We start from the raw sequence: 24,128 nt of genomic DNA, 5'->3' as shown, positions 1-24,128 counted from the left end.
CTGTTAGACTTTTGTCCGGTCTGAAAATAGGAGTACCCCGTGATCACATCCCGTCTGCGCACGCTGCGCGACTACATCCGCTGGGCGGTCAGCCGCTTCCACGAGCATGATCTGTTCTTCGGTCACGGTGCCGATAATGCCTGGGACGAGGCCCGCATGCTGGTGCTCGGTGCCGTGCACCTGCCATGGGAGGTGGCCGACAGCTACCTGGACTGCATGCTCGAGGACGACGAGCGGGTACGCCTTCAGCACCTGCTCAAGCGCCGTATCGAAGAGCGTGTACCGGCCGCCTACCTGCTGGGCGAGGCGTGGTTCTGCGGCATGTCGTTCATCGTCGACGAGCGGGTGCTGGTGCCGCGTTCGCCCATTGGCGAGCTGATCGAAAAACGTTTCGAGCCGTGGCTGGCCAGCGACCCGGCGCGCATTCTGGACCTGTGCACGGGGTCGGGCTGCATCGGCATCGTCGCTGCCGACGTGTTCCCCGAGGCCGAGGTGGTGTTGGCCGACCTGTCGTTCCAGGCCCTTGAAGTGGCCAACCAGAACATCGAACGCCATGGCCTGGACGGGCGCGTGTACACCGTGCAGGGCGATGGCTTTGGCGGTTTGCCGGGGCAGCGTTTCGACCTGATCCTGTCCAACCCGCCGTATGTCGATGCTGAAGACTTCGACGACATGCCGGCCGAGTACCACCATGAGCCCGAGCTGGGCCTGGCCTGCGGCAGCGACGGCCTGGACCTGGTACGGCGGATGCTGGCCGAAGCGGCTGACCACCTGACCGAGAAGGGTTTGCTGATTGTCGAAGTGGGCAACAGCCAGGTGCATGTCGAGGCGTTGTACCCCGAGGTGGACTTTGCCTGGCTGGAGTTCGAGCGTGGCGGGCACGGGGTGTTCATGCTCACTGCCGAGCAGTGCCGCCAGCATCAGGAATTGTTCAAGGCCCGCGTTTAGGCTATTTGCGGCTGCTGTGCAGCGCATCGCGACACAAGCGTTATCCGTGTGGGAGCGGGTTTACCCGCGAAGAAGACACCGCGGTGGATGGCACGGGCTTCGCCCGTGTTCGCGGGCAAGCCCGCTCCTACACGGATCGCGCCAACTTTTAGAAATTGAGCAAGACACAAGCGGCCTTGTGTCGCGATGGGCCGCGAAGCGGCCCCGATCTCCACCGGCTGATGCGGTCTTAGCGGGTTGCAATCCAGATCAACAGCCCTGCCTGGAATACGGCAAACGCCACCAGGCAGGTAATGGTGAAACGCAATCCGCCGTCTTCACGCTGATATTTGGCCACCCGCTCATCCCGCTCGCGCAGTTGCCCGTCCTTTTCCTGCAGTTGCTGGTCGGCCTGCTGCAGGAGGCTGGCGGCATCCAGAATCTCCACCCGCTGCAGGCGCTCGCTGCTCCAGGCGGCCTTGAGCTGGCCCACCGTCATATCCGCGGTACGGCCTTTCAGCTGCTGGCTGTCCTCGTACTCCACCTCGATACCCACCCCGCGCAAGCAGTGGTCACGGCGCAGGCGCGAGTCCTCGTTCAGGGCATCCTTGCTCGGCAGCGCCATGCCTTCCACCCGGTAGTGCGACCACTTGCGCTGCAGCCACTGGGCGGCCTGGGCCAGCATGAAGCGGCCGATGCCGCGGTTCACGGGTTCCACTTGCAGGCCATGTTCATTGCCAATGCGTACCAGGCGCTCGGCATGGTCGACGCGGATGTCCAGGCGGTTCTGCTCTTTGTGCACCTTCTGGCCGGGCAATTGGATTTCCATGCGCAGCAGGCTGTGTGCCTTGTCATGGCGCTCGGCATAGCCGAACTGCACAAAGCGCAGCGGCCGCGCGCCGGTGCTGCGGTCGGTCGGCAGTGCTGCCAGGCGTAGCAGCTGGAAATGCTCGACGGTCAGCTCGGCCCAGGGCAGGGCGGGGATTTCACGGGGTTCTTCGGCCGGCTCGACGGCGGTGGGGGAGGTGGTCATCAGGGGTTGTCCTCAGCTATGCCTGCTGTATCGGCAGGCATGCCCGAGACCTGAGCCTGTTTGACTTACGCCGCAGGCAAATGCTGGATGAATGTCACAATTCGCTCACCCAGCTCGCGCGCCAGCGGTAGCTCGGGGTTGAGGTAGCTGTCGCGCTGCTGGCTCATGCCCTTGGGACTGATGCGCAGCATGTGGTTCATGCCATCGATCAGGACCAGTTGCGCATCTGGCTTGGCCGCTTTCAGCCGTTGGGCGTCGGCCACGTCCACCTGCACGTCATTGCGCCCCTGCACGATCAGCGCCGGCATGGGCAGGCGGGCAAAGGCGGCTGCCGGGTTTTGCTGGAACAGCGAAATCAGGTACGGCTGCACGCTGGGACGAAACACCTGGCGCAGCGGCGCTGGCACATCCAGGCTGGTCTGCCCGGCCTGCAGGCGGTCGAGCAGGGCACTGCCACCGGCCAGTTGCGCCGGCGGAAGGCGCTTGGCCAGTTGTTCGCGCAGTACCTCGGCCAGCGGCCGGCCGCTGCCGGCCAGGGTGATGACCGCGCTGGCCCCTGCCTGCTCGGCGGCCAGGCTGGCAATCAGCGCGCCTTCGCTGTGGCCAATCAGGATCAGCGGGCCGAAGCGCGGGTCGGCTTTGAGCTTGCGGCTCCAGGCGACCACATCGGCCACATAGCGCTCCACGCTGAGGTCACGCTCGTCAGGCGTGGCCGGCTGGCTGGCGGCCACCCCGCGTTTGTCGTAACGCACGCTGGCAATGTGCTCGTTGGCCAGCAGCAGGGCCAGGCGCTTGAGGTTGTCGACCTTGCCGGAGGCCGGGTTGTTGCCGTCGCGGTCGGTGGGGCCGGAGCCGGCGATGATCAGCACCACGGGCGGCGGGGTGGCCTGTTGCGGCAGCAGCAGGCTGCCATGCAGCACGCCCTGACCGGTGTCCAGGTCGATCGGGCGTTGCAGCACAGTGGGGGCGGCGGCCTGGGCCAGGCCGGTGCACAGCAGGAAGAGCAAGGCGACGAGGCGCGACATCATGCGGTACTACTTGGGGAGATGTGGGTTTGACCCACTGTTTGCGGGAAGGTTCTCGGGTGTGCATGGCAGGTTCGGCCTCTTCGCGGGTGAACCCGCTCCTACGGGGGCTGCACACCATTGGAATCTGGTGGTGACCGCGTAGGAGCGGGTTTACCCGCGAAGAGGCCAGCACAGGCCGCCCAACCATCTGTATACTGCTGCTTTCGTCCATTTCAGGCAGAACTCGCGGAGCGTCCATGTCCGGCAATACATACGGCAAGCTGTTCACTGTCACCACCGCTGGCGAGAGCCATGGCCCGGCGTTGGTCGCCATTGTCGATGGATGCCCACCGGGCCTGGAAATTTCCCTCGCCGACCTGCAGCACGACCTTGACCGGCGCAAGCCCGGCACCAGCCGGCACACCACCCAGCGCCAGGAAGCCGACGAGGTAGAAATCCTTTCCGGCGTGTTCGAAGGCCGCACCACCGGCTGCTCGATCGGCCTGCTGATCCGCAACACCGACCAGAAGTCCAAGGACTACTCGGCCATCAAGGACCTGTTCCGCCCGGCCCACGCCGACTACACCTACCACCACAAGTACGGTATCCGCGACTACCGCGGCGGCGGCCGCAGCTCGGCCCGTGAAACCGCCATGCGCGTAGCCGCCGGTGCTATCGCCAAGAAGTTCCTGGCCACCCAGGGCATCACCGTGCGTGGCTACATGAGCCAGCTGGGCCCGATCGAAATCCCGTTCAAGACCTGGGAGTCGGTGGAGCAGAACGCCTTCTTCAGCCCCGACCCGGACAAAGTACCTGAGCTGGAGGCCTACATGGACCAGCTGCGCCGCGACCAGGACTCGGTGGGCGCCAAGATCACCGTGGTTGCGGAAGGCGTGATGCCCGGCCTGGGCGAGCCGATTTTCGACCGCCTGGATGCAGAGCTGGCCCATGCGCTGATGAGCATCAACGCGGTCAAGGGCGTGGAGATCGGCGCCGGCTTCGCCAGTGTGGCCCAGCGCGGCACCGAGCATCGGGACGAACTGACCCCGGACGGCTTCCTCAGCAACAATGCAGGCGGCATTCTGGGAGGTATTTCCTCGGGCCAGCCGATCGTTGCCCACCTGGCACTGAAGCCCACTTCCAGCATCACCACCCCGGGCCGCTCGATTGATGTCGATGGCAACCCGGTGGACGTCATCACCAAAGGCCGCCACGACCCGTGCGTGGGCATCCGCGCCACACCGATTGCCGAGGCGATGATGGCCATCGCGTTGATGGACCACCTGCTGCGCCACCGTGCGCAGAATGCCGATGTGCAAGTGAATACCCCGGTGCTGGGCCAGCGCTGATCCACCTGCACCGGCCTCTTCGCGGGTAAACCCGCTCCTACATTGGGATATCACTGCCCTCAGGTGCAGTGACAGGGTGGAATCCGCGTAGGAGCGGGTTCACCCGCGAAGAGGCCGGCCCAGGTCCCCACAAGGCCATCCCATGCAACCCGTCCCCTACTGGCGCCTGTCCAGCTTCTACCTGTTCTACTTCGCCCTGCTTGGCTCCACCGCCCCCTTCCTGGCGCTGTACTTCGACCACCTGGGCTTCTCCCCGGCACGCATCGGCGAGCTGGTGGCCATCCCCATGCTGATGCGCTGCGTCGCCCCTAACCTGTGGGGCTGGCTGGGCGACCGCACAGGCCAGCGCCTGTTGATCGTACGCCTTGGCGCGCTGTGCACCCTGGCCACCTTCGCCCTGATCTTCTTCGGCAAAAGCTACGCCTGGCTGGCGCTGGTAATGGCCCTGCACGCGTTCTTCTGGCATGCGGTGCTGCCGCAGTTCGAGGTCATCACCCTGGCCCACCTGCACGGGCAAACGTCGCGCTACAGCCAGGTACGTCTGTGGGGTTCGATCGGTTTCATCCTCACCGTGGTCGGCCTGGGCCGCTTGTTCGAATGGTTGAGCCTGGACATCTACCCGGTGGCGCTGGTCACGATCATGGCCGGTATCGTTGCCGCCAGCCTGTGGGTGCCCAATGCCCAGCCGGTGGAGCAGGGCGGGCGCAGCGGCACGGGGGGCTTCCTGCAGCAGTTGCGTGCCCCGGGGGTGATCGCGTTCTACGCGTGCGTGGCACTGATGCAGCTCAGCCACGGGCCTTACTACACCTTCCTTACCCTGCACCTGGAGCACTTGGGCTACACGCGCGGTGCCATCGGTCTGCTCTGGGCGCTTGGGGTGGTGGCCGAGGTGCTGATGTTCATGGTCATGAGCCGCCTGTTCGCCCGTTTCAGCGTACAGCGTGTACTGTTGGTCAGCTTCCTGCTGGCGGCATTGCGCTGGCTGCTGCTGGGCAACCTGGCCCAGGAGCCAGCAGTACTGATCTTCGCCCAGTTGCTGCACGCGGCCACCTTTGGCTGCTTCCATGCTGCCAGTATCGCGTTCGTCCAGGCCAGCTTCGGCGCCCGCCAGCAGGGCCAGGGCCAGGCGCTTTACGCAGCGCTGTCGGGTACCGGCGGTGCGCTGGGGGCGCTGTACTCAGGCTACAGCTGGAAGCTGCTGGGCCCCACCTTCACCTTTGGTATGGCCAGTGCCGCAGCCTTGGCCGCAGCCGTTATCATTGCCCTTTGTTCGCAACCGACCAGGACCCGCCCCTGATGAGCATTCTCAGCGTTTTCCACCCCGCCAGCCCGGCACTGCCGAACAAGGTGCTGACTCACCACGACGATATCGCTGCCACCTTGGCTGAACAGGGCGTGCGCTTCGTGCATGCCGAACCTGGCCTGCGGGTGCGCCCGGGCACCGCCCAGGACGAGGTGCTGGATGTTTGCCGCGAGTACCTGGATGAGTTGATGACGGCGCATGGCAGCAAGGCTTTCACGCTGCTCAACCGTGACGGTGAAGATCCGGCACAGGTCGATGTGCGTGATGAACATGTGCATGAGGTCGACGAGCTGTTCGCCGTGGTCAGCGGGCGGGCGCAGATTGGCCTGCGGTTGGGCGACTGGGTGTATTCGGTGCTGTGCGAAAAAGGTGACCAGCTGCTGGTGCCGGCCGGGACGCGGCGCTGGGTTGAGCTGGGGGATGCACCGTTTTGCCTGGCGTTTCGCTTGTACGGCAGCGAGCAGGGCATGCAGGCGCGGTTTACCGGGGATGTAACGGCGCGAGCGTTTCTGGGGATCGACGAGTTGTAATGGCATTGCCGGCCTCTTCGCGGGTGAACCCGCTCCTACAGCGGTTGCGCCGCCCTTAGGCATCGCGCAGTCAATGTTGCGCCGCCCTTAGGCATCGCACAGTCAATGTAGGAGCGGGTTCACCCGCGAAGAGGCCGGTTCAGGCAATACACCCCTCAGCGGTAAGTCGGCAAGGCAAACCGCTGCTGGCTCTGCAGCATCGAGATGACCGGCAATTCGCTTGCTTCTTCAGCCAGGTCACGACGGATGGCACTGATCGCCCAGGACAGCTGTTCGGCACTGTGCAATTGCCCATAAGTCAGCACCCGGCGGGTAACCTTGCCATCCGCTGCGCGCAGGGTAAGCAGTACACCGCCATCGGGCCGGGCTTGGGTATTTACCTGATAGGCCGAAAATACCGAGGCGAACTTTTGCTGGATGAGGTCCATATCAACTCCTGGCTGGTGTGTGGCAGACATGAGTTGATGGTTGCAGTGACCGTGCCAGAATCCTGTTTGGCGAAAAACCCAGTAAATACAGGCTGTTACGGAGAATTTTCAGAAACGGTATCGTGCAAGCTGCATGGTCGTGCATTTTGCACAGTGCATTTTGCACGGGTCAGTACGTGCCTATCAGCCCTATAGAATCTGAACCTTTGACCGCCCTGGCATGCCTGACGAACACTTGGGCCATCAATTATGCCAGGAGGTTCCCTATGTCCAGCCAGACCGCACCCGCTACCATGACCGATGACGAAACCGCTGCGTTCGCCGAGCAGGTGTTCGAACGTGCCCGCCAGGGCGATGCCGAAATGCTCGAGCGCCTGCTTGCCAGTGGCCTTCCGGCCAACCTGCGTAACCACAAGGGCGATACTTTGCTGATGCTGGCCAGCTACCACGGTCACCACGAGGCGGTGCGCGTGCTGCTGGCGCAAGGTGCCGACCCGCTGATTGCCAACGACAATGGCCAGCTGCCGATTGCCGGTGCCGCATTCAAAGGGGACCTTGCGATGATTCGCCTGCTGGTGGAGCATGGCGTGCCGGTGGACGCTGCCGCGCAGGACGGTCGCACCGCGCTGATGTTGGCGGCCATGTTCAACCGCAGCGAAATCCTCGACTACCTGCTGGCACAAGGGGCCAACCCGGCGCACCAGGATGCCCGCGGCATCACCGCCCTGATGGCGGCGCAAACCATGGGTGCAGCAGACACCGCCGCGCGCCTGCAAACGCTGGCCGGCTAACCGCCAGGGGGCATTTGCGGCTATCCTTGGCGACTTTTCACCCGTCGCAGGCCCCCTTTCATGAAAACTCAGTTGCTCGAATTCATCAGCCTCATTGGCGCCGGCTGCATGCGTGAGGCAGATATCGAGCGTATCGCCGACGAGGCCGCCCAGGCCTACGCCGACCCTGTCGCCTTCCTGGCCGCCAACCCCGACATCAACTACGACGACACTTTCCCGATGCCTTTGGGCGAATGGGTGGTGCTGGGCAGCCTGCCGGATACCGTGGTGTTCCAGGCCGACAGCTACCAGGCGCTGTTCCAGCAGATCAGCGACTCGTTCGACAACAGCGTGCCGTTTACCCTCAAGCCCAAGCAACTGGCCCGTACCGAGCCACTGACCGCGCTCAACCGTATCCAGGTGCAGATGGGCGCGCTGAACAAGGAGGCCGGGGGTTATGTGCTGCTCAACTTCAGCCAGTTGCTCGATGATGAACTGCAGATGGTCATGGTGGGGCAGCAGGACCTGGCGCGGGTAATGGAACTGGGGGCAGCGCTGGGCATCAAGGTCGAGCCGGCGCTGGAAGCACTGAAGGTCGCCGTACACATCTAAAGCCTGGCACAGGCCTTGTGGGTGCAACTGTCTTGCTCAATTTCTGAAAGCTGGCGCGAGCCGTGTGTGTGGCCTTGTGTCGCGAAAGGGCTGCACAGCAGCCCCGGGATTTCAGCGTCGATGCAAATAATGCCGGGGCCGCTTCGCGGCCCTTTCGCGACACAAGGCCGCTCCCACAGATACTCCACCGCATCAGGCCCTGTGATATCCCTGTGGGAGCGGGCGAGCCCGCGAAGAGGCCGGCTCACGAAATATCAATCTTCAGCCCAGCGCAGTGTCGAGAAACATCATCACCGCAAACCCACCCATCAACCCCAGGGTCGCCGCTGTCTGGTGCCCGTTGCGGTGGGTTTCGGGGATCACCTCGTGGCTGACCACAAAGATCATCGCCCCCGCCGCCAGCCCCATGCTGATCGGGTAGGCGAGGGCAAAGCCTGTAGAAATCCCCAGCCCGATCACCGCCCCTAGCGGCTCCATCAGGCCCGACCCTATCGCCACCAACGCGGCCTTCAGGTTGGAAAGCCCCGTGGCGCGCAAGGCCAGCGCCACGGCCAGCCCCTCGGGGATGTCCTGAATGGCGATGGCACTGGTCAGTGGCAGGCCGATGTTCATGTCGCCATTGGCAAAGCTCACGCCAATCGCCATGCCTTCAGGCAGGTTGTGCAGGGTAATCGCCAGCACAAACAGCCACACCCGGCTGATGCGCTCGGCTTCGGGGCCGCACGGGCCGGTGCTTTCGTGTTCATGCGGGGTGAAGCGGTCCAGGCCCAGCATCAGCAGCACACCCAGGCCCATGCCCAGCACCACGGTAAACGCAGCGGCCGGGCCGTTGCCCGTGATCTCTCGGGCAGCCTCCAGGCCCGGCAAAATCAGCGAAAACGAGCTGGCGGCCAGCATCATGCCGGCAGCAAAGCCCAGCATCACGTCCTGGGTGCGCGCGTTGACATCGCGCAGCACCACTGCCAGCACGGCGCCCAGTGCGGTGGCCCCAAAGCCGGACAACCCGCCCAGCATGGCCAGGTGCAGGTTGTCGGCATGGTCGCCGTTCACCGCGTTCCAGAGGCTGGCGGCCAGCAGCACGCACACCGCCAGCAGGCTCAGCCCCAGGCCGGCGCTGAGCCAGGGGGTATCGGTAACCTGCTGGCGCCAGGCCTGCAGCAGTGAAGAGGGGGCGGCGCTTTGGCTGTGGGTGGGTGGCATGCGAACCTCGAATCAGTGAATGCAGTCAGTCTACCGAGGGACCTGCGACATCCGCCAAGGATTCCCTTCTATTGCTGCGATAGCTGACTATGCTGTGCAGCAAAGCCTCTGGACAGGAATTCAGACATGGGATCTACCTTCAACAGCCTGGTCGGGCTGATCATTCTGGCGCTGGATATCTGGGCCATTCTCAACGTGATCAAGAGTGGCAGCGAGGTGGGCATCAAGGTGTTGTGGATCTTGTTGATCGCCTTGCTGCCGGTGGTGGGGCTGGTGATCTGGGCGATTGCCGGGCCGCGGGGGAATGTGCGGCTCTAGGCGCGTTACTGACATAGCCAGTAATAGGGCCGTGACAAAATTTTCACATTGGTTTAAACAGAATCCGCACCCGCATAATGCTGCGTTGGCCTAGCGCCATCGCCTCTTCGCAAACCGCAATCCTAGGACCTTCCCATTCATGGCTAACACGGACGCCTTGAAGCAACAGGGCGCGCGAACGTCATTTTCGCCGACCTTGAAATCCCACCTGGCCTACACGCTGCTCAGTGGCCTGGTGATCATGCTGATGCTCAGCCTCGTGCGCCTGGCGCTGCTGGCCTACAACAACGACATGGTCGGCGATACCCCTTATTCGACGGTCGCCGAAGGCTTCCTCAACGGCTTGCGCTTCGACCTGCGGGTGGTGGTTTACATCAGTATTCCGCTGCTGCTGGCCATCCTCAGTCCCTGGGCCATGGCCCGGCGTGGCGTGTTCCGTTTCTGGCTGACCCTCGCTTCGAGCGTGGTGATGTTCCTCGGCCTGATGGAAATGGACTTCTACCGCGAGTTCCACCAGCGCCTCAACGGCCTGGTTTTCCAATACATCAAGGAAGACCCGAAAACCGTCATGAGCATGCTCTGGTACGGTTTCCCGGTGGTCCGCTACCTGCTGGCCTGGGCCTTCGGGACCTGGCTGCTGAGCCTGCTGTTCAAAGGTATCGATCGCGCCACCCGTGCCGAAGGCCTGTACCGCGTTGCCCCGTGGTACAAGCGCCTGGCGGTATTCATGGTGATCTTGCTGGTGGCCGTGGTCGCTGCCCGTGGCACCCTGCGCCAGGGCCCGCCGATGCGCTGGGGTGATGCCTTCACCACGGACTCCAACTTCGTCAACCAGCTGGGCCTGAACGGCACCCTGACCCTGATCGACGCTGCCAAGAGCCGTTTTGGCGAGGACCGTGCCAACATCTGGAAGCCAGTCCTGGAGCAGGACGTGGCCACGCAAAGTGTGCGTGAGCAACTGCTGACCGCCCACGACACGCTGGTCGACGCCGACGAAGCCGCTATCCGCCGCGACTTTGTGCCGCCGGCTGACCGTACCCTGCCGATCAAGAACGTGGTGGTGATCCTGATGGAAAGCTTCGCCGGCCACTCGGTAGGCGCGCTTGGCAGCCCCAACAACATCACCCCGTACTTCGACAAGCTGGCCAAAGAAGGCCTGCTGTTCGACCGCTTCTTCTCCAACGGCACCCATACCCACCAGGGCATGTTCGCCACCATGGCCTGCTTCCCCAACCTGCCAGGTTTCGAATACCTGATGCAGACCCCGGAAGGCGGCCATAAGCTGTCGGGCCTGCCGGCGCTGCTCAGCGCCCGTGACTACGACGACGTGTACGTCTACAACGGCGACTTTGCCTGGGACAACCAGTCCGGGTTCTTCGGCAACCAGGGGATGACCACCTTCATCGGCCGTAATGACTTCGTCAACCCGGTGTTCTCCGACCCGACCTGGGGTGTGTCCGACCAGGACATGTTCGACCGCGGCAACGAAGAGCTGGCCAAGCATGATGGCAAGAAGCCGATCTACGCGCTGCTGCAGACGCTGTCCAACCACACGCCGTACGCCCTGCCGAAGGACTTGCCGGTAGAGAAAGTGACCGGCCAGGGCCGTCTGGACGAGCACCTGACCGCCATGCGTTATTCGGACTGGGCGCTGGGCCAGTTCTTCGAGAAGGCGCGTAAGGAGCCTTACTTCAAGGACACCCTGTTCGTCATCGTCGGTGACCATGGCTTTGGCAACAACCAGCAGGTTACCGAGCTGGACCTGGGCCGCTTCAACGTGCCGCTGCTGCTGATTGCCCCGGGCATTCAGGAGAAGTTCGGTGCGGTGAACCACACTGTGGGTACCCAGGTCGACATCGTGCCGACCATCATGGGCCGCCTGGGTGGCAAGGCTCGCCACCAGTGCTGGGGGCGCGACCTGCTCAATCTGCCCGAGGGTGACCAGGGCGTGGGCATGATCAAACCGTCGGGCAGCGAGCAGATTGTCGGGTTGGTGCAGGGTGACCGTATCCTGATCGAGTCCAAGGACATGAGCCCGCGGATGTACCGCTACCAGTTGGGCAGCGAGTTCAAGGCCGAACTGATCGAAAGCCCGGACCAGGCGGAAATGCTCAAGAAGCTGGAAGCGTATATCCAGACGGCGACCAAGAGCCTGCTGGATAACACCGCTGGCGTGGTGCACGGCACACCGAAGTAAACCAGGGCCGCGTTGCGGCCCATTCACGGGCTTGCCCGCGCCCACAGGCTTGCACAGGGTTCGAACCTTGTGCTGGCCCTGTTGGCGCGGGCAAGCCTGCAAATGGGCCCCGCACAATTTCCCGGACTGAACATTATCCCCGCCCCAAGGTCAGTTATTCAGGCATCACACACCTGGTGTTCGTTGACTGAGAGGGTCCGTTCAATGAAAGAGTGGGAAGTCATTTTTGCCGACCAGAAGGGCGAACCGTCCACATTGCTGTTGCATGCCGAGCATTGCCCCAGCGAGGAAGACGTTGCGCGGGCCATCCGCTCACACCTGTTTCCGGTGATGGACGAGCTGGACCTCAACGACTTCCAGGACCGTATCATCTCCCCGACCGCACGCTGGCTCAAAGAGCATAGCGGTGTGACCATCACCAGCATTCACGAAGTCCCCTGAACCACACGTTTGCGTGGTGCCTTGGCAGGCACTACGCTGGAGAAGGGCCTGCCTGTTCTGCGGGTTGGCGCCGCTACAATTCGCGTCTTGCATCAGCTCGAACTGCACGGCCTTTGCCGGCAGGTGCGTAGTGCACGGAAAGTCTATCCATTGCTTTATTCAGGAGGACGATTCATGAGCAGCCAGAACGACGATATCAGCAGCAACGTCCTGCGCCAGATGAAAGCAGGCGGTTTCGACTTCACCCAGATCCACCCCATCGAGTTCTATGCCGTATTCCCGGACGAAGCAGGGGCCCGTCGTGCAGCCGGGCAGTTTCGCGGGGAATCGCTCAATGCCCAGGTGAAGGAGCTGGGCGACGGTGCCTGGCACCTGGAACTGAGCAAGGTCATGTACGCCACCCATGGCGGGATTGGCGACTTTGAAGAGGCCTTCGAGCAGTTGGTGACACCGTATGGGGGTGAGGTGGAAGGGTGGGGCGTCAAGCACGAACGGCTCACGGCCTGACAGTTTTGTGTTGGCCCGTTCGCGGGTTAACCCGCGCCTACACATTGATGGAGGGTGGACACTCCCTGCCGTTGTAGGAGCGGGTTCACCCGCGAATACGGTGGCGGCGGCAACGATGAACGGCCGGTGATATTGGCCAGCAGGACCGGCCCTTTCGCGGGTGAACCCGCGCCTACGACGGCCTGTGTCCACCCTCCACCACCGTGTAGGCGCGGGTTTACCCGCGAAGAGGCCCTCAAGGCTTACGCGCTGCCATGTGCCCCAAATAGGCCAGCAGCGCATCCAGTTCCTGTTCACTCAACACACTTTCGGCAAACCCCGGCATCTTCGCCTGCGGCCACCGCCGCAGGCTTTGCGGGTCGCGTATCAACTTGCGTAAATAAACCGGCTGAAAATACTCGGTCGGGTTATACGGCACATTCAAGTCCGGCCCCACCTGCCCATCCCCCGCACCGTTCAACCGGTGGCACACCAGGCAATTCTGCTGGAACAGGGCAAAGCCCTGGCGCACCGGGCTGTCGGCCGGCAGCTTCGGGTCGGGTAGCAGCGCAGGAAACCGCTGGTCCACCGGGGCCAGCTTGCGAAGGGTGGCGATCTGGAATGGCCACTGTTCAGGGCGGATGCCGCTGGCCTGCGGCGCAGTCCACACCAGGTAGAACGGCCCGGCACTTGGCTTGCCTGGACCCAGTGACGGCCACGGCGTGTCGGGGTCTTCCACGGCCAGCCAGGCCCGTGCCGGCCCTTGCTGCAGCAAGGGCGCAGCGGGCATTTCGGCGGCAAAACCATCCAGCGCCACGGCCTGCAGGTGATCGCTGGCAGTCACGCCTTTCAGCAGCATGACCAGTGGCACCGCCCGATAGTGCATGGGGCGTTTGTAGGATACGTCCTGTTCGATGCTGATGTCCTGGGCCTCAGGGTGGCCAAGCAGTTCGGCGCTGCTCCACTGGCGCGGTGTCGCGCCCAGTTCAAGGTGCAGTTGCGCCGCCGACAATGGCAGGCTCAGGAGCAACGCTAGCAGGGCAAGGCAGTGGCGCATAGGCGATCTCCGACCATCAAGGCCAGCAGGTTACCTGTGCGTTGCCCGTTGGCGCCACCGCCGCAGTCAGCCAAACAAACGTGTCAGGTTCGGCAAGATCAACAGCAACGTGGTGGCAAATAAAATGAGCCCAGCTTGGCGAATTTTCGATTGTCTGAACATGGCGGACCGCCTTCTTGTTGTTATTCCTGAATACCCGTTGGCTTCCTTGTCGCGCTTCGGGTCGATCACAGCGGCGTTGAATGGCGCCGGACTGCTTGCCGCTTGAAAGTGGATATACCTTCAACAGTAGGGTGTGCGTTATCCATATTTGAGAACCCTTTGTTCTAACCGTGCACTAAAACCATTCCTCTGGCTATGAGGCTAAGTGCTATCTAGCTGACACGCTCTATCTAGACAGTGGCGCAAGTACCCGGCAGGCGCCGACGAAATGTGACCGTTCGTCAGTGCAGCCTACTTGCTTGTACGTGCCTTTCGCGGCAGTCTCTACAGCAGATTCCCACCCATGTCGTTCAGGACTACCCCTATGTCGTTACGCATCTGCATCCTTGAAACCGATGTCCTGCGACCGGAGTTGACGGCGCAATATCAGGGCTACGGCAGGATGTTCGAGCAGCTCTTCTCGCGTCAGCCGATTGCCGCCGAATTTTGTGTGTACAACGTGATGCACGGCGACTATCCCGCCGACAGTGAAAAGTTCGATGCCTACCTTGTGACGGGCAGCAAGGCCGATTCGTTCGGTACCGACCCGTGGATCCAGACGCTAAAGGCCTACCTGCTCAAGTTGTACGAGCGCGGTGAAAAGCTGCTGGGCGTGTGTTTTGGCCACCAGTTGCTGGCCTTGACCCTGGGTGGCAAGGCCGAGCGGGCTGAGCAAGGCTGGGGCGTGGGTATTCATCGCTACTCGTTGGCGGCGCATGCGCCCTGGATGGACCCGGAGGTGTCGGAGCTGACCTTGCTGATCAGTCACCAGGACCAGGTGACCGAACTGCCGGAAGGCGCTACGGTGATCGCCTCCAGCGATTTCTGCCCGAATGCGGCGTACCACATTCGCGACCAGGTGCTGTGCTTCCAGGGCCACCCGGAATTCGTGCATGACTACTCCCGCGCACTGCTCGATGCGCGCCAGGAATACCTGGGTGACGAGGTGTACCACAAGGCCGTTGCCAGCCTGGCCACCGAGCACCAGGGTGATTTGGTAGGGGAGTGGATGTTGCGGTTCATCCAGCAGCCATCAAAGGCCAGCGACAGCGCCGCTTAAGCGGTGGCAACCCTTCGCGGGCACGCCCGCGAAGAGGCCATCAAAGCCAACCCGATTTCTTGAAGCTGGCATACAACCCGGCACACCCCGTCACAATCACCCCCAATACCGCGAAGTAACCGTAGTGCCAGCTCAGCTCCGGCATGTTCTGGAAGTTCATCCCGTAAACCCCGGCAATGGCCGTAGGGAATGCCAGAATCGCCGCCCAGGCCGCGAATTTGCGCTGCACGATGCTTTGCCGTGACGATTCCAGCAGCATGCCGATCTCGATCGTCTGGCTGGCAATGTCGCGTATGCCGGCCAAGTCTTCCATCTGCCGTGTCACGTGAATTTGCACATCACGAAAGTACGGGCGCATGTTCTTGTCGATGAACGGGAAGCTCAGGCGCTGCAGTTCTTCGCTCACTTCAACCAGGGGTGCCACGTAGCGGCGCAGGCGCAGGATGTCACGGCGCAGGCTGTGCAGGCGGCGGATGTCGTCTTCCCGCAGCGAGCCGCCCAGTACGCTTTCCTCCAGCGCTTCGATCTCGCCATGAATGGCCTCGCTGACCGGTTGGTAGTTCTCGGTGACGAAGTCGAGCAGGGCGTACAGCACGAAGTCTTCGCCATGTTCCAGCAGCAGGGGCCGAGCTTCGCAGCGCTGGCGGACCATGGCGTAGGATTTGGAGTGGCCGTTGCGGCAGGTGATGATGTAGCCGTTGCCCGCGAAGATATGGGTCTCGATGAATTCCAGTTTGCCTTCGTGGCGCACTGGCGAATAAGTGACGATGAACAACGCGTCACCGAAGGTTTCCAGCTTGGGCCGGCTGTGTTTTTCCAGGGCATCTTCGATGGCCAGTTCGTGCAGGTTGAACTGCGACTGCAGGTTGGCCAGCTCTTCGGCATTGGGCTCTTCCAGGCCGATCCACACAAAATGCCCCGGCTTGCGCGCCCACTCGCTGCCTTCGTCGATGCTGATGTTGGTGACCTTTCTGCCGGCGCTGTACACCGCCGATGCCACGACTCGACCCATGGTTGTCCGCTTATTCGATTGAACACGGATACAGCTTGGGCTGTACCCGGCTCCAGAGCAACCCCGGATCAGGCCAGTTCTTTTTCCATGCGGTCAATGCACTGCTGCATTTGCACCCGGCATTGCTCGATCAGCGCGGGCAGGTCCTGCAGCGTCATGCCCGTCGTGGCAATGGGCGGCAGCGAGCGCACAATCACCGTGCGCTGGCGCCAGCTGTTCAGGCTCAGGCGCCTGGCATAGCGGCTGACGCAGACCGGCACGATCGGCACACCGGCCTCGATGGCCATGTGAAACGCGCCTTTCTTGAACGCCAGCAAATGCTCGCCGGGATTGCGGGTGCCTTCGGGGAAAATCCAGATCGAGGTGTCGTCCTGCAGAACCCGGGTGGTCTTCTGTATGGCCCTGCGTGCCTGATAGGCATTCTTGCGGTCGACCAGCACGTTGCCGCCCAGCCAGAACAATTGGCCGAACAGCGGGATCCAGCCCAGGCTCTTCTTGCCGATGGCGACGGTGCGTTGCGGCACCACTTGGCCCAGCACGAACAGGTCGAAGTTGGACTGGTGGTTGGCCACGATCACACACCCGGGTGGATGGTCCCACAATGGGCCGACTTCGGCCTTGACCTTGATGCGCATCAGCCAGGTGGCCGGCAAGCTGTAGAGCCGGGCGAAAACGCGGCTGTTGTCAGGGTTGAAGGGGCGGCACAGGCCAATGAGCAGGCCCACGGCGCCAACGGCAAGAAAATGCAGCCCCAGCAGGAACATACGCAATGAATAAAGCATGGTACGGCTCACACCAGACGGTCGCGGGGCAGTGTACGGGTGTGCACTGGTTGGGGCAAACCTTGGTGCAGGCCTGTTCCGGCCTTTTCGCGGGCAAGCCCGCGAAAAGGGCCCGTGCGTCTAGCCCATATGCTGCTGATCCAGCTCGATCGCCTTGTCCAGCGCCTCCAGCAGCCCTTTGCGCACTTTCAGCTTGGTGTTCTTGTGCGCCAGCATGTTCAGCTTCTTCAGCTCTCGTGCTGCAGTCATTGCCGCTTCCTGCAACTGCTCGGCCGGTACCACCTTGTCGAGGAAGCCGGCATCCACGGCACCCTGCGGGTCAAACACTTCGGCATTGATCACCGAGCGGTGGAAGGCCGAGCGGCGCAGGCGGTCGCGGGCCAGTTCAATGCCGGCGTGGTGCATGGTCATGCCGATTTGCACTTCGTTCAGGCATACCTTGTATGGCCCATCGACGCCAATGCGGTAGTCGGCCGACAGCAGCAGGAAGGCGCCCTTGGCCACGGCATTGCCGGGGCAGGCGACCACCACCGGGAACGGGTGCGACAGCAGCCGGCGGGCGAGGGTGGAACCGGCGGTGACCAGGCTGATGGCGTCTTTGGGGCCGCGGGTCATTACCTTGAGGTCGTAACCGCCTGACAGAATGCCCGGCTGCCCGGTGATGATCACTACTGCACGCTCCTCGGTAGCGCGGTCCAGCGCTGCATTGAAGGCAGTGATGACGTCCGGCGAGATGGCATTGACCTTGCCGTTGTTCAGGGTAAGGGTGGCGATGCCGTCTTCGGCGTGGTAGGTAATCAGCTCGCTCATGGCAGAGTCCTTTTGTTGGCGTGGCGACGACGTTACCCAGCGCCAGGGGCGAGGTAAAGCAGCAAGGCTGACTGGTCGGTCAGTGCTCATGGCAGCCCAAGTGCAAATACATGAAAAAATTGAAAAAAATGCTTGCCAAAGGGAAAGTCTTTCACTAAATTAGCGCACCTCGACAGGCCGCAAGGCTTGAAGAGAAACGGTGAAGTGTCCGAGTGGTCGAAGGAGCACGCCTGGAAAGTGTGTATACGAGAAATCGTATCAAGGGTTCAAATCCCTTCTTCACCGCCACATTCTACGAAAAGCCCCCGCGCTGAAAAGCACGGGGGCTTTTTGTTTTCAAGGCCATTGGGGCTGCTGCGCAGCCCATCGCGACACAAGGCCGCTCCCACACGGATCGCGCCAGCTTTTAGAAATTGAGCAAGACAGTTGCTCCCACAGGCAATTGGAGTGCCCCCAAGAAGTTGGACACCAATCCAACCCCTTGGGAGCAGTCCACACCTGTGGGAGCGGCCTTGTGTCGCGAAAGGGCCGCAGAGCGGCCCCGGCAATCTAGAAGCTGATCGAAGCCGAAAGCCGAGCGGTACGCGGTGCCCCCTGGAACAGGTAGTTATCCCCCAGGTAATCGCCCACATCGCGCCAGTATCGCTTGTCCAGCACGTTATCCACCGTCAGCCGCAGCACCGTGTCATACCCGCCAACACGGGTACTGTAGCGGCTGCCAAGGTCGAACACGGTATACCCGCCAACCTCCACATTGCCTGCCTGGCTCGCATACTTGCTGGCGCTATACCGCGCCCCGCCCAGCAGCGCCAGCCCCGGAACCGGCAGGGCATATTCCGCATGCAGCGCCGCCCGGAATTTAGGCACGTTGATCGCCTGGTGCCCTTCATAGGCTTCGGTACCGCTGTTCTGCACCCGCGCCCGAATGGCTGCCGCACTGGCCTGTACCTGCAGGTTCGGGGTCACCCGGCCGCTGGCACCCAGTTCCAGGCCGGTATTTTTCTGCTGGCCTTGCTGCACGTAGGTGAAGTTTCCGGTGCCGTCCGGGCGCGCGTACTGGTACGCCTGGCGGATCTGGAACAGGGCGGCACTCAGGCTCAGGCCTTGCCAGTCGTGCTTGAGGCCAAGTTCAAGTTGGCGGGAGGTGGTGGGCGCCAGGATCTCAGCTGCATTGCTGGCGAACCAGGGGGCCGTGCCTCCGGCAGACAGGCCCTTGGCGTAGCTGGCGTATACCGTGGTGTTCGGCTGCGGTTTGTAGATAAGCGCAGCGTTGGGCAGCAGCTCGTATTGGCGGGTATGGCGCCCGGCTACGCCGTTCTCGTCCCAAGTCTTTTCATCCAGGCGCACTTCACGGGCGCCCAGCACGGTCTGCCATTGTTCGTTGAAGCTGATGCGGTCGCTGACGAACAAGCCGTACTGGCGGCTGTCCAGGCGGCGTTCGCTGGCGCCGACGGGTTTGTCGGACGGATCGAGGTCCGGGGCGCCGGTATGGATGTTGCCAGTACCAAGCCATTCGTTGTAGTACGGGCGCTGATCCAGTGTGCGTCGCTGCGCACTGGTACCCACGGTCAGCTCGTGCCCCACCCCCAGCGCATCGAAGTGCCCGTTGAGCATGGCCTGTGCCTCGTCGGTACGGCGGGTATCGTCGGGGCTGCGGAAGTCATAGATGTCGTAGTCGCCATTGCTGCCGAAAAACGCCCCCTCGCTCGAACCCCAGGCAAACGCGCTGTAGTCGTCGATCACCACTTTGCTGCGGGAGGCGCTCAAGGTGCCGGTCCAGGTATCGTTGAAGCGGTATTCGAAGCGGCCGCCCAGGTTCAGTGAGTCGTTCTGCACGGGCTTTGCCCAATGCTGGTAGGCCAGGCGGTCTTCCGGGTTGACGCCGTGTGGCGCTTCAGTGCCTCCGAGCAGCTGGTAACCCGGCACCGACGACTGTTCGCGGTGTTGATACTCGGCATCCAGCTGCAGGGTGGCATCCGGGTTGATCTGCCAGTCGAATGCCAGCGAGGCGAAGTCGCGCTTGCCGTCAGCGTGGTCGACGTAGGTGCGGATGTCTTCATGGGCCAGGTTGGCGCGCAGGCCGAACTGCTTTTCGCTGCCGAACCAGCCGCCAAGGTCGGTGGCCAGATAGCGTTCGCCCTGTTCGTTGGTCGATACCGTGACGCTGCGTATGTCTTGGGCCCGCTTGGTCACATAGTTGATCAAGCCGCCCGGCTCCGACACGCCGGTCTGCAGCCCGGACAGGCCCTTGAGCAATTCCACCTGCTGCTTGTTTTCCAGGGCTACGTTCTGTTCGCCGGCAATGGTCTGGCCATTGATGCGATAGCTACTGGCGGCGTTCAGCTCGAAGCCGCGCACATTGAAGTTTTCGTAGTAGCCGATGGGGGCATAGCTTTCGCCGACCGAGGCATCACTTTGCAACACTTCGCTAAGCTTGCGTACCTGGCGGTCTTCCAGCAACTGCTGGCTGAACACGCTGACAGAGGCGGGGGTGTCGAGCAGTGGCGCGGGCTGGAAGCCGCCCACAGCGGCCTGGCGTGCCTGGTAGCCATCATTGGCGTAGGTGTCGGAGACCTGCAACGGGGCCAGCATCACGCTGTCTTCGGCAAACACAGAGGGGCACTGCAGGGCCAGGCCCAGGCTGAGCAGGCTCAGGGGCAGGCGGGGGTGATGCGGGGGCATGCGGTGGGGCTCCTGGATGCGCGATACCTGTACTGGCCCTTTCGCGGGTAAACCCGCTCCTACACTGGTTGGTGGTACACCGGTTGGGATACACCAGTTGGTGATGCACCGGGCGGCGATACACCCGTTGGTGATGCACCGGGTGGCGATACACCGGTTGGTGATGCACCAGGTGGTGATACACCGGTTGGTGATACCCCTGTAGGAGCGGGTTTACCCGCGAAGAGGCCGGAACAGGCCATGAAAAAGGCGGCATCTTACCAGCCGCCCTCTACATAAAACGATCCAGGCCCGGCGTATTCAGTCAGCCTGTCTTGATCGGCCGCTTGTGCTGCCGCCAGTTGTCATCGATCTTCGACCAGGTCTTGCCATCGGTAATGGCCATCAGCTTGCGTCCATCCTTGAAGGTGGCCAGAAAGGTTGCTTCTTCTTCCTTGCCACCCAACCACAGCCCGGCCAGCAGCCCTACTGGCCCTGCCACCAGGGCGCCGGCCACGCCCCAGCCCAAGGCGCTGCCAAGGCTGCGGTTGGTTTCCAGGCTGGCCAGCCGCAAGTCGCTGATGCGTGCCAGGGAAATCCGCTCACCGGGTGAGGGGCTGCGCGCGGTCTTGAGTGTGAGCGATCCATTGCGATACTCGCCTTCACCTTGCAAGAAATCGCCGGACTGTACCGTGAGTCTTGTCATAAATTCATCCTGTCAGGGAAAGGGCATTCCAGCGCTTAATGAGCGCTGCCCAGGCAGGCAAGTCAACGGCATTGCGACGGAGGGTAGTGCGGTACTTTGTCGCCGTGGCTGGCCTCTTGGCGGGCACACCCGTACCCACAGGCGTATCAGTGCCCTGAGGTTTGTGAGGCACCTGTGGGAGCGGGCGTGCCCGCGAAGAATCCAGCGAGCGTTTTTCAGGCCACCTGCAAGGCATTCTTGCGCTTGCGTTCGGCCCATCCCCAGGCCAGCAACGCCAGCCCGCCAATCACCAGCCCGGCCACCACGATCCCCATCCAGCCCTGGCGCTGGAACAGCTGGGTGCCCAGCAACGACCCAAGCGCCCCGCCAATGAAGTAGCAGGTGATATAACCGGCATTCAGCCGCGTACGTGCCTCGGGCCGCAGGGCGATCACTGCGTTCTGGTTGCTCACATGCACCAGCTGTACCGCCAGGTCGAGCATCAGCACACCCAGCAGCAAGGCGAGCAGGGACTGTTCGGCAAACCCCAGCGGCACCCACGACAGCAGCAACACCACCAGGCCCACGGTGGTACCCAGCGCGCCCTTGCCGCGGTCTGCCAGGCGCCCGGCCCAGTTGGCCGACAACGCACCCGCCGCACCGGCCAGGCCGAACAGGCCGATCACTGCATCCGAATAGTGGTAGGGGCCTTTCGCCAGCAGAAACGCCAGGGGTGTCCAGAACAGGGCGAACAGGCTGAATGCCAACAGACCGAGCAGCGAGCGCAGGCGCAGCACGGGCTCTTCGATGAACAGACGGAACACGGAGCCGATCAGGGCCGGGTATTTCAGCCCGGCGTGGCTGTGGTGCTGTGGCAGGCTGCGGTACAGCGCCACGGCGGTAACTGCCATCAGCACGGCGGCCAGCACGTAGATACTGCGCCAGCCACCCAGCTCGGCCATGAAGCCGGCAGCAGTACGCGCCAGCAGGATGCCCAGCAGCAGGCCGCTCATCAGCGTGCCGACCGCGCGCCCACGCTGATGCGGCTCGCTCAGGGTCGCTGCCATCGGCACGAGGATCTGTGCCACCACCGAGAATAGCCCGGTCAGCGCCGTGCCGAGCAGCAGCCAGGGCAGGCTGGGTGCACAGGCGCTGATGACCAGGCCCAAGGTGGAGACAACGGTCATCACGGTAATCAGCCGGCGCTGCTCGAACAGGTCGCCCAGCGGTGCCAGCAGTAACAGGCCGGCGCCATAGCTGAGCTGCGCGGCAATCACGATGCTGCCGGCGCTGGCGGTGCTCAAGCCAAACTGCTGGGCGATGCTGTGCAGCAGCGGTTGGGCGTAATAGTTGCTGGCCACGGCCAGGCCTGTGGCGGTAGCCATCAGCAGGATCAAGGCGCGGCTGAGAGTGGGGGTGTGCATGCAATTCTCGTGGGGGCAGTGGTGTGTGGTGATGATTATCAGGAAGTGTCAGGCATGACACCAATGTATAGTTTTCAACCTATTCATCTTGAAAGCAGATAGATCGATGAACCTCAAGCAGCTCGAATATGCCCTTGCCGTGGCCGACACCGGCAGTTTTACCCGCGCGGCGGAGCGCTGCCATGTGGTGCAGTCGGCCCTTAGCCATCAGGTGGCGCGGCTGGAGGCGCAGCTGGGGGTGAGCCTGTTCGAGCGTAGTTCGCGGCGGGTACGCCTGACACCTGCGGGGGAGGCCTTTGTGCTCAGTGCACGGCCCGCGGTGGAGGCGGCCCGGCGCATTGCCGATGACGTGGCAGCGGCCTGCGGCCAGGTGCGCGGGCGGCTGGCGATTGGTGAAATCAGCTCGCTCACCGCGCTGGACCTGGTCGACCTGTTGGCGGTGTTTCACGGTCGTTTCCCGGATGTGGATGTACGCTGGCTCACGGCCAAGAGCGAATTGCTGATTGCTGATGTGCTCGAGCGGCGCCTGGACGTGGGTTTTATCGGGCTGTGGCAGGGCGAGGTGGTGCAGGGGGTGCAGCATCGGTTGCTGGCCCGGGAAGAACTGGTGGCGGTGTTGCCGTTGGGGCATCGCCTGGCGGGCAGGGCACAACTGGCGCTGGCTGACCTGGCAGGTGAGGTGTTGGTGGACTTCCCCGAAGGCACCGGGGCGCGACGCCAGACCGACGAGGCGTTTGAAGCAGTGGGGTTGCAGCGTCGGGTGCAGTTCGAGATCGGGCATGTTCGTCTGGTGGAGAAATTCGTGCAGCGGGGCATGGCCGTCGGCCTGGTGCCCGAGCGGGTGGCTCAAGGCATCGAAGGGGTGGCAGTGGCGCGGTTGGTGGATGCCCCGGTGCGGCACTTGTATGCGGTGTGGTCGTCCAGCCCCACACCGGCTGCCCGGGCTTTTCTGGACGTGATGGAACAGTGCCTGGGGGCACACAAAGGCTAAGCCTGTGCCGGCGTTGTCGCGGCACAGGCAACCGTTCAATCAGGCTGCAAACCCACCATCCACAGTCAGGCTGGCCCCGGTGATGTACCCGGCTTCAGGCCCGGCCAGGTATGCCACAAAGCTGGCAATCTCCTCCGGCTCGCCATACCGCCCAATGGCCATCAGCGGAATCAGGCTCTCGGCAAACTCGCCACTGGCCGGGTTCATGTCGGTGTCCACTGGGCCGGGCTGCACATTGTTCACGGTAATGCCCTGCGGCCCGAGGTCGCGTGCCATGCCGCGGGTCAGGCCAACCAGTGCCGACTTGCTCATGGCGTACGGTGCGCCACCGGCAAACGGCATGCGTTCAGCGTTGGTGCTGCCAATGTTGATGATACGACCCCCCTGGCCCATATAGCGTGCGGCGGCCTGGCTGGCGACGAACACGCTGCGTACGTTCACGGCCAGCATGCGATCGAAGTCGGCCAGGTCGAACTCTGTCACCGGGGCCACTGCCAGCACGCCGGCGTTGTTGACCAGGATATCCAGCCGGCCCAAGGCTTTTACGGTGTCATCCACCGCCAGTTGCACGGCTGCGGCATCAGCGCTGTCAGCCCGCAGGGCCAAGGCTTTGCCGCCGTTTTCGGTAATTTCCCGGGCCAGTTCTTCGGCCGGGCCGGCAGAGCTGACATAGGTGAAGGCCACTTGCGCGCCTTCGCGGGCCAGGCGCCGCACGATGGCTGCACCAATGCCTCGGGAACCGCCCTGAACCAGGGCCACTTTGCCTTCGAGTGTAAGTTGCTTGGACATGCTGTTCTCCTGCTGGAAGCCAGGCCGAAATGCCTTGGATGGGCACAGTATCGGC

24 protein-coding genes and 1 tRNA gene are annotated in these 24,128 nt (G+C 62.9%); 13 read left to right on the top strand and 12 right to left on the bottom strand.

Translation table 11 applies throughout. The features are described from left to right. The first annotated feature begins 39 nt into the window (after window positions 1-39). The gene (gene prmB / locus LMH93_RS20130) at window positions 40-948 is read left to right on the top strand and encodes a 50S ribosomal protein L3 N(5)-glutamine methyltransferase (protein ID WP_021783085.1); all 909 of its coding nucleotides are present in this window, start codon (window positions 40-42) and stop codon (window positions 946-948) included. Between the two features lie 229 nt (window positions 949-1,177). On the opposite strand, the gene LMH93_RS20125 is transcribed toward prmB, so the two are convergent. Together LMH93_RS20125 and LMH93_RS20120 are read right to left on the bottom strand one after the other, a co-directional pair. Then, window positions 1,178-1,960 carry a hypothetical protein gene (locus LMH93_RS20125; RefSeq protein ID WP_230064496.1) on the bottom strand — a complete coding sequence of 261 codons (783 nt, stop codon included), beginning with the start codon at window positions 1,958-1,960 and terminating at the stop codon, window positions 1,178-1,180. Window positions 1,961-2,025: 65 nt separating this feature from the next. Further along, window positions 2,026-2,988: an alpha/beta hydrolase gene (locus LMH93_RS20120; RefSeq protein WP_053870500.1), complete on the bottom strand. Its 963-nt coding sequence runs from the start codon at window positions 2,986-2,988 to the stop codon at window positions 2,026-2,028. A 236-nt stretch (window positions 2,989-3,224) separates the two neighbouring features. Between LMH93_RS20120 and aroC the strand changes: the two genes are divergently transcribed. The 3 genes from aroC to LMH93_RS20105 all read left to right on the top strand — a co-directional run bounded on the left by aroC (window position 3,225) and on the right by LMH93_RS20105 (window position 6,149). Then, window positions 3,225-4,316: a chorismate synthase gene (gene aroC, locus LMH93_RS20115; protein ID WP_129933735.1), complete on the top strand. Its 1,092-nt coding sequence runs from the start codon at window positions 3,225-3,227 to the stop codon at window positions 4,314-4,316. Window positions 4,317-4,458: 142 nt separating this feature from the next. Next, on the top strand, window positions 4,459-5,613 hold the full coding sequence (locus LMH93_RS20110) for an MFS transporter (RefSeq protein WP_230064495.1): 1,155 nt from the start codon (window positions 4,459-4,461) through the stop codon (window positions 5,611-5,613). Further along, window positions 5,613-6,149, top strand: coding sequence for an oxidase (locus LMH93_RS20105; RefSeq protein ID WP_230064494.1), 537 nt, complete (start codon window positions 5,613-5,615; stop codon window positions 6,147-6,149). Before LMH93_RS20110 ends, LMH93_RS20105 begins: the two co-directional genes overlap by 1 nt. Window positions 6,150-6,304: 155 nt before the next feature. Here LMH93_RS20105 and LMH93_RS20100 read toward each other — a convergent pair whose 3' ends face one another. Beyond that, window positions 6,305-6,577, bottom strand: coding sequence for a DUF3509 domain-containing protein (locus tag LMH93_RS20100; protein ID WP_021783091.1), 273 nt, complete (start codon window positions 6,575-6,577; stop codon window positions 6,305-6,307). 266 nt (window positions 6,578-6,843) lie between these two features. Between LMH93_RS20100 and LMH93_RS20095 the strand changes: the two genes are divergently transcribed. Further along, window positions 6,844-7,368, top strand: coding sequence for an ankyrin repeat domain-containing protein (locus tag LMH93_RS20095; protein ID WP_230064493.1), 525 nt, complete (start codon window positions 6,844-6,846; stop codon window positions 7,366-7,368). Between the two features lie 60 nt (window positions 7,369-7,428). After that, entirely contained in the window at window positions 7,429-7,959 is a 531-nt protein-coding gene (locus tag LMH93_RS20090) for a hypothetical protein (protein ID WP_004577082.1), read from the top strand. Between the two features lie 261 nt (window positions 7,960-8,220). Here LMH93_RS20090 and LMH93_RS20085 read toward each other — a convergent pair whose 3' ends face one another. After that, a complete protein-coding gene (locus LMH93_RS20085; RefSeq protein ID WP_003252816.1) occupies window positions 8,221-9,159 on the bottom strand; it encodes a ZIP family metal transporter in 939 nt (312 codons plus the stop codon). Window positions 9,160-9,285: 126 nt separating this feature from the next. Here LMH93_RS20085 and LMH93_RS20080 point away from each other — a divergent pair, with 126 nt between their 5' ends. The 4 genes from LMH93_RS20080 to LMH93_RS20065 all read left to right on the top strand — a co-directional run bounded on the left by LMH93_RS20080 (window position 9,286) and on the right by LMH93_RS20065 (window position 12,622). Next, window positions 9,286-9,477: a PLDc N-terminal domain-containing protein gene (locus LMH93_RS20080; RefSeq protein ID WP_003252818.1), complete on the top strand. Its 192-nt coding sequence runs from the start codon at window positions 9,286-9,288 to the stop codon at window positions 9,475-9,477. 139 nt (window positions 9,478-9,616) lie between these two features. Further along, window positions 9,617-11,674, top strand: coding sequence for an LTA synthase family protein (locus LMH93_RS20075; protein WP_054889470.1), 2,058 nt, complete (start codon window positions 9,617-9,619; stop codon window positions 11,672-11,674). 204 nt (window positions 11,675-11,878) lie between these two features. Beyond that, entirely contained in the window at window positions 11,879-12,115 is a 237-nt protein-coding gene (locus LMH93_RS20070; protein WP_003252823.1) for a hypothetical protein, read from the top strand. Window positions 12,116-12,289: 174 nt separating this feature from the next. Then, window positions 12,290-12,622, top strand: coding sequence for a ribonuclease E inhibitor RraB (locus LMH93_RS20065; protein WP_003252824.1), 333 nt, complete (start codon window positions 12,290-12,292; stop codon window positions 12,620-12,622). A gap of 235 nt (window positions 12,623-12,857) precedes the next feature. Here LMH93_RS20065 and LMH93_RS20060 read toward each other — a convergent pair whose 3' ends face one another. After that, window positions 12,858-13,658, bottom strand: a complete 801-nt coding sequence (locus LMH93_RS20060) for a cytochrome c (protein ID WP_230064492.1) — start codon at window positions 13,656-13,658, stop codon at window positions 12,858-12,860. Window positions 13,659-14,184: 526 nt separating this feature from the next. On the opposite strand from LMH93_RS20060, the gene LMH93_RS20055 reads away from it, so the two are divergent. Beyond that, window positions 14,185-14,919, top strand: coding sequence for an amidotransferase (locus LMH93_RS20055; RefSeq protein ID WP_003252828.1), 735 nt, complete (start codon window positions 14,185-14,187; stop codon window positions 14,917-14,919). A gap of 40 nt (window positions 14,920-14,959) precedes the next feature. On the opposite strand, the gene LMH93_RS20050 is transcribed toward LMH93_RS20055, so the two are convergent. The 3 genes from LMH93_RS20050 to LMH93_RS20040 all read right to left on the bottom strand — a co-directional run bounded on the left by LMH93_RS20050 (window position 14,960) and on the right by LMH93_RS20040 (window position 17,523). Beyond that, window positions 14,960-15,931: a magnesium and cobalt transport protein CorA gene (locus LMH93_RS20050; RefSeq protein WP_003252830.1), complete on the bottom strand. Its 972-nt coding sequence runs from the start codon at window positions 15,929-15,931 to the stop codon at window positions 14,960-14,962. Between the two features lie 68 nt (window positions 15,932-15,999). Further along, window positions 16,000-16,713 (bottom strand): lysophospholipid acyltransferase family protein, encoded by a 714-nt coding sequence (locus LMH93_RS20045; RefSeq protein WP_003252832.1) that lies wholly within the window; start codon window positions 16,711-16,713, stop codon window positions 16,000-16,002. 120 nt (window positions 16,714-16,833) lie between these two features. Beyond that, complete coding sequence (locus tag LMH93_RS20040; protein ID WP_003252834.1) at window positions 16,834-17,523, bottom strand: crotonase/enoyl-CoA hydratase family protein; 690 nt, start codon at window positions 17,521-17,523, stop codon at window positions 16,834-16,836. A gap of 198 nt (window positions 17,524-17,721) precedes the next feature. On the opposite strand from LMH93_RS20040, the gene LMH93_RS20035 reads away from it, so the two are divergent. Next, window positions 17,722-17,811: transfer RNA gene (locus LMH93_RS20035), tRNA-Ser, on the top strand. 261 nt (window positions 17,812-18,072) lie between these two features. Here the strand turns inward: LMH93_RS20035 and LMH93_RS20030 are convergent. The 3 genes from LMH93_RS20030 to LMH93_RS20020 form a co-directional block, all read right to left on the bottom strand. After that, window positions 18,073-20,205, bottom strand: coding sequence for a TonB-dependent siderophore receptor (locus LMH93_RS20030; protein WP_230064491.1), 2,133 nt, complete (start codon window positions 20,203-20,205; stop codon window positions 18,073-18,075). Window positions 20,206-20,509: 304 nt separating this feature from the next. Further along, window positions 20,510-20,890 (bottom strand): hypothetical protein, encoded by a 381-nt coding sequence (locus LMH93_RS20025; protein ID WP_003252855.1) that lies wholly within the window; start codon window positions 20,888-20,890, stop codon window positions 20,510-20,512. A 215-nt stretch (window positions 20,891-21,105) separates the two neighbouring features. Then, window positions 21,106-22,293: an MFS transporter gene (locus tag LMH93_RS20020; RefSeq protein WP_014754115.1), complete on the bottom strand. Its 1,188-nt coding sequence runs from the start codon at window positions 22,291-22,293 to the stop codon at window positions 21,106-21,108. Between the two features lie 106 nt (window positions 22,294-22,399). Here LMH93_RS20020 and LMH93_RS20015 point away from each other — a divergent pair, with 106 nt between their 5' ends. Beyond that, window positions 22,400-23,284, top strand: a complete 885-nt coding sequence (locus LMH93_RS20015) for a LysR family transcriptional regulator (protein ID WP_003252859.1) — start codon at window positions 22,400-22,402, stop codon at window positions 23,282-23,284. Between the two features lie 39 nt (window positions 23,285-23,323). Here LMH93_RS20015 and LMH93_RS20010 read toward each other — a convergent pair whose 3' ends face one another. After that, the gene (locus LMH93_RS20010) at window positions 23,324-24,073 is read right to left on the bottom strand and encodes a 3-oxoacyl-ACP reductase family protein (RefSeq protein ID WP_003252861.1); all 750 of its coding nucleotides are present in this window, start codon (window positions 24,071-24,073) and stop codon (window positions 23,324-23,326) included. Window positions 24,074-24,128: the final 55 nt, after the last annotated feature.

Origin of the sequence: Pseudomonas sp. CIP-10 (genome assembly GCF_020911845.1) — a bacterium.
In the GTDB taxonomy this organism is placed as follows: Bacteria; Pseudomonadota; Gammaproteobacteria; order Pseudomonadales; family Pseudomonadaceae; genus Aquipseudomonas; species Aquipseudomonas alloputida.
The sequence above is the reverse complement of the archived record's forward strand: the minus strand, read 5'-3'. Positions and strand labels throughout refer to the sequence as shown.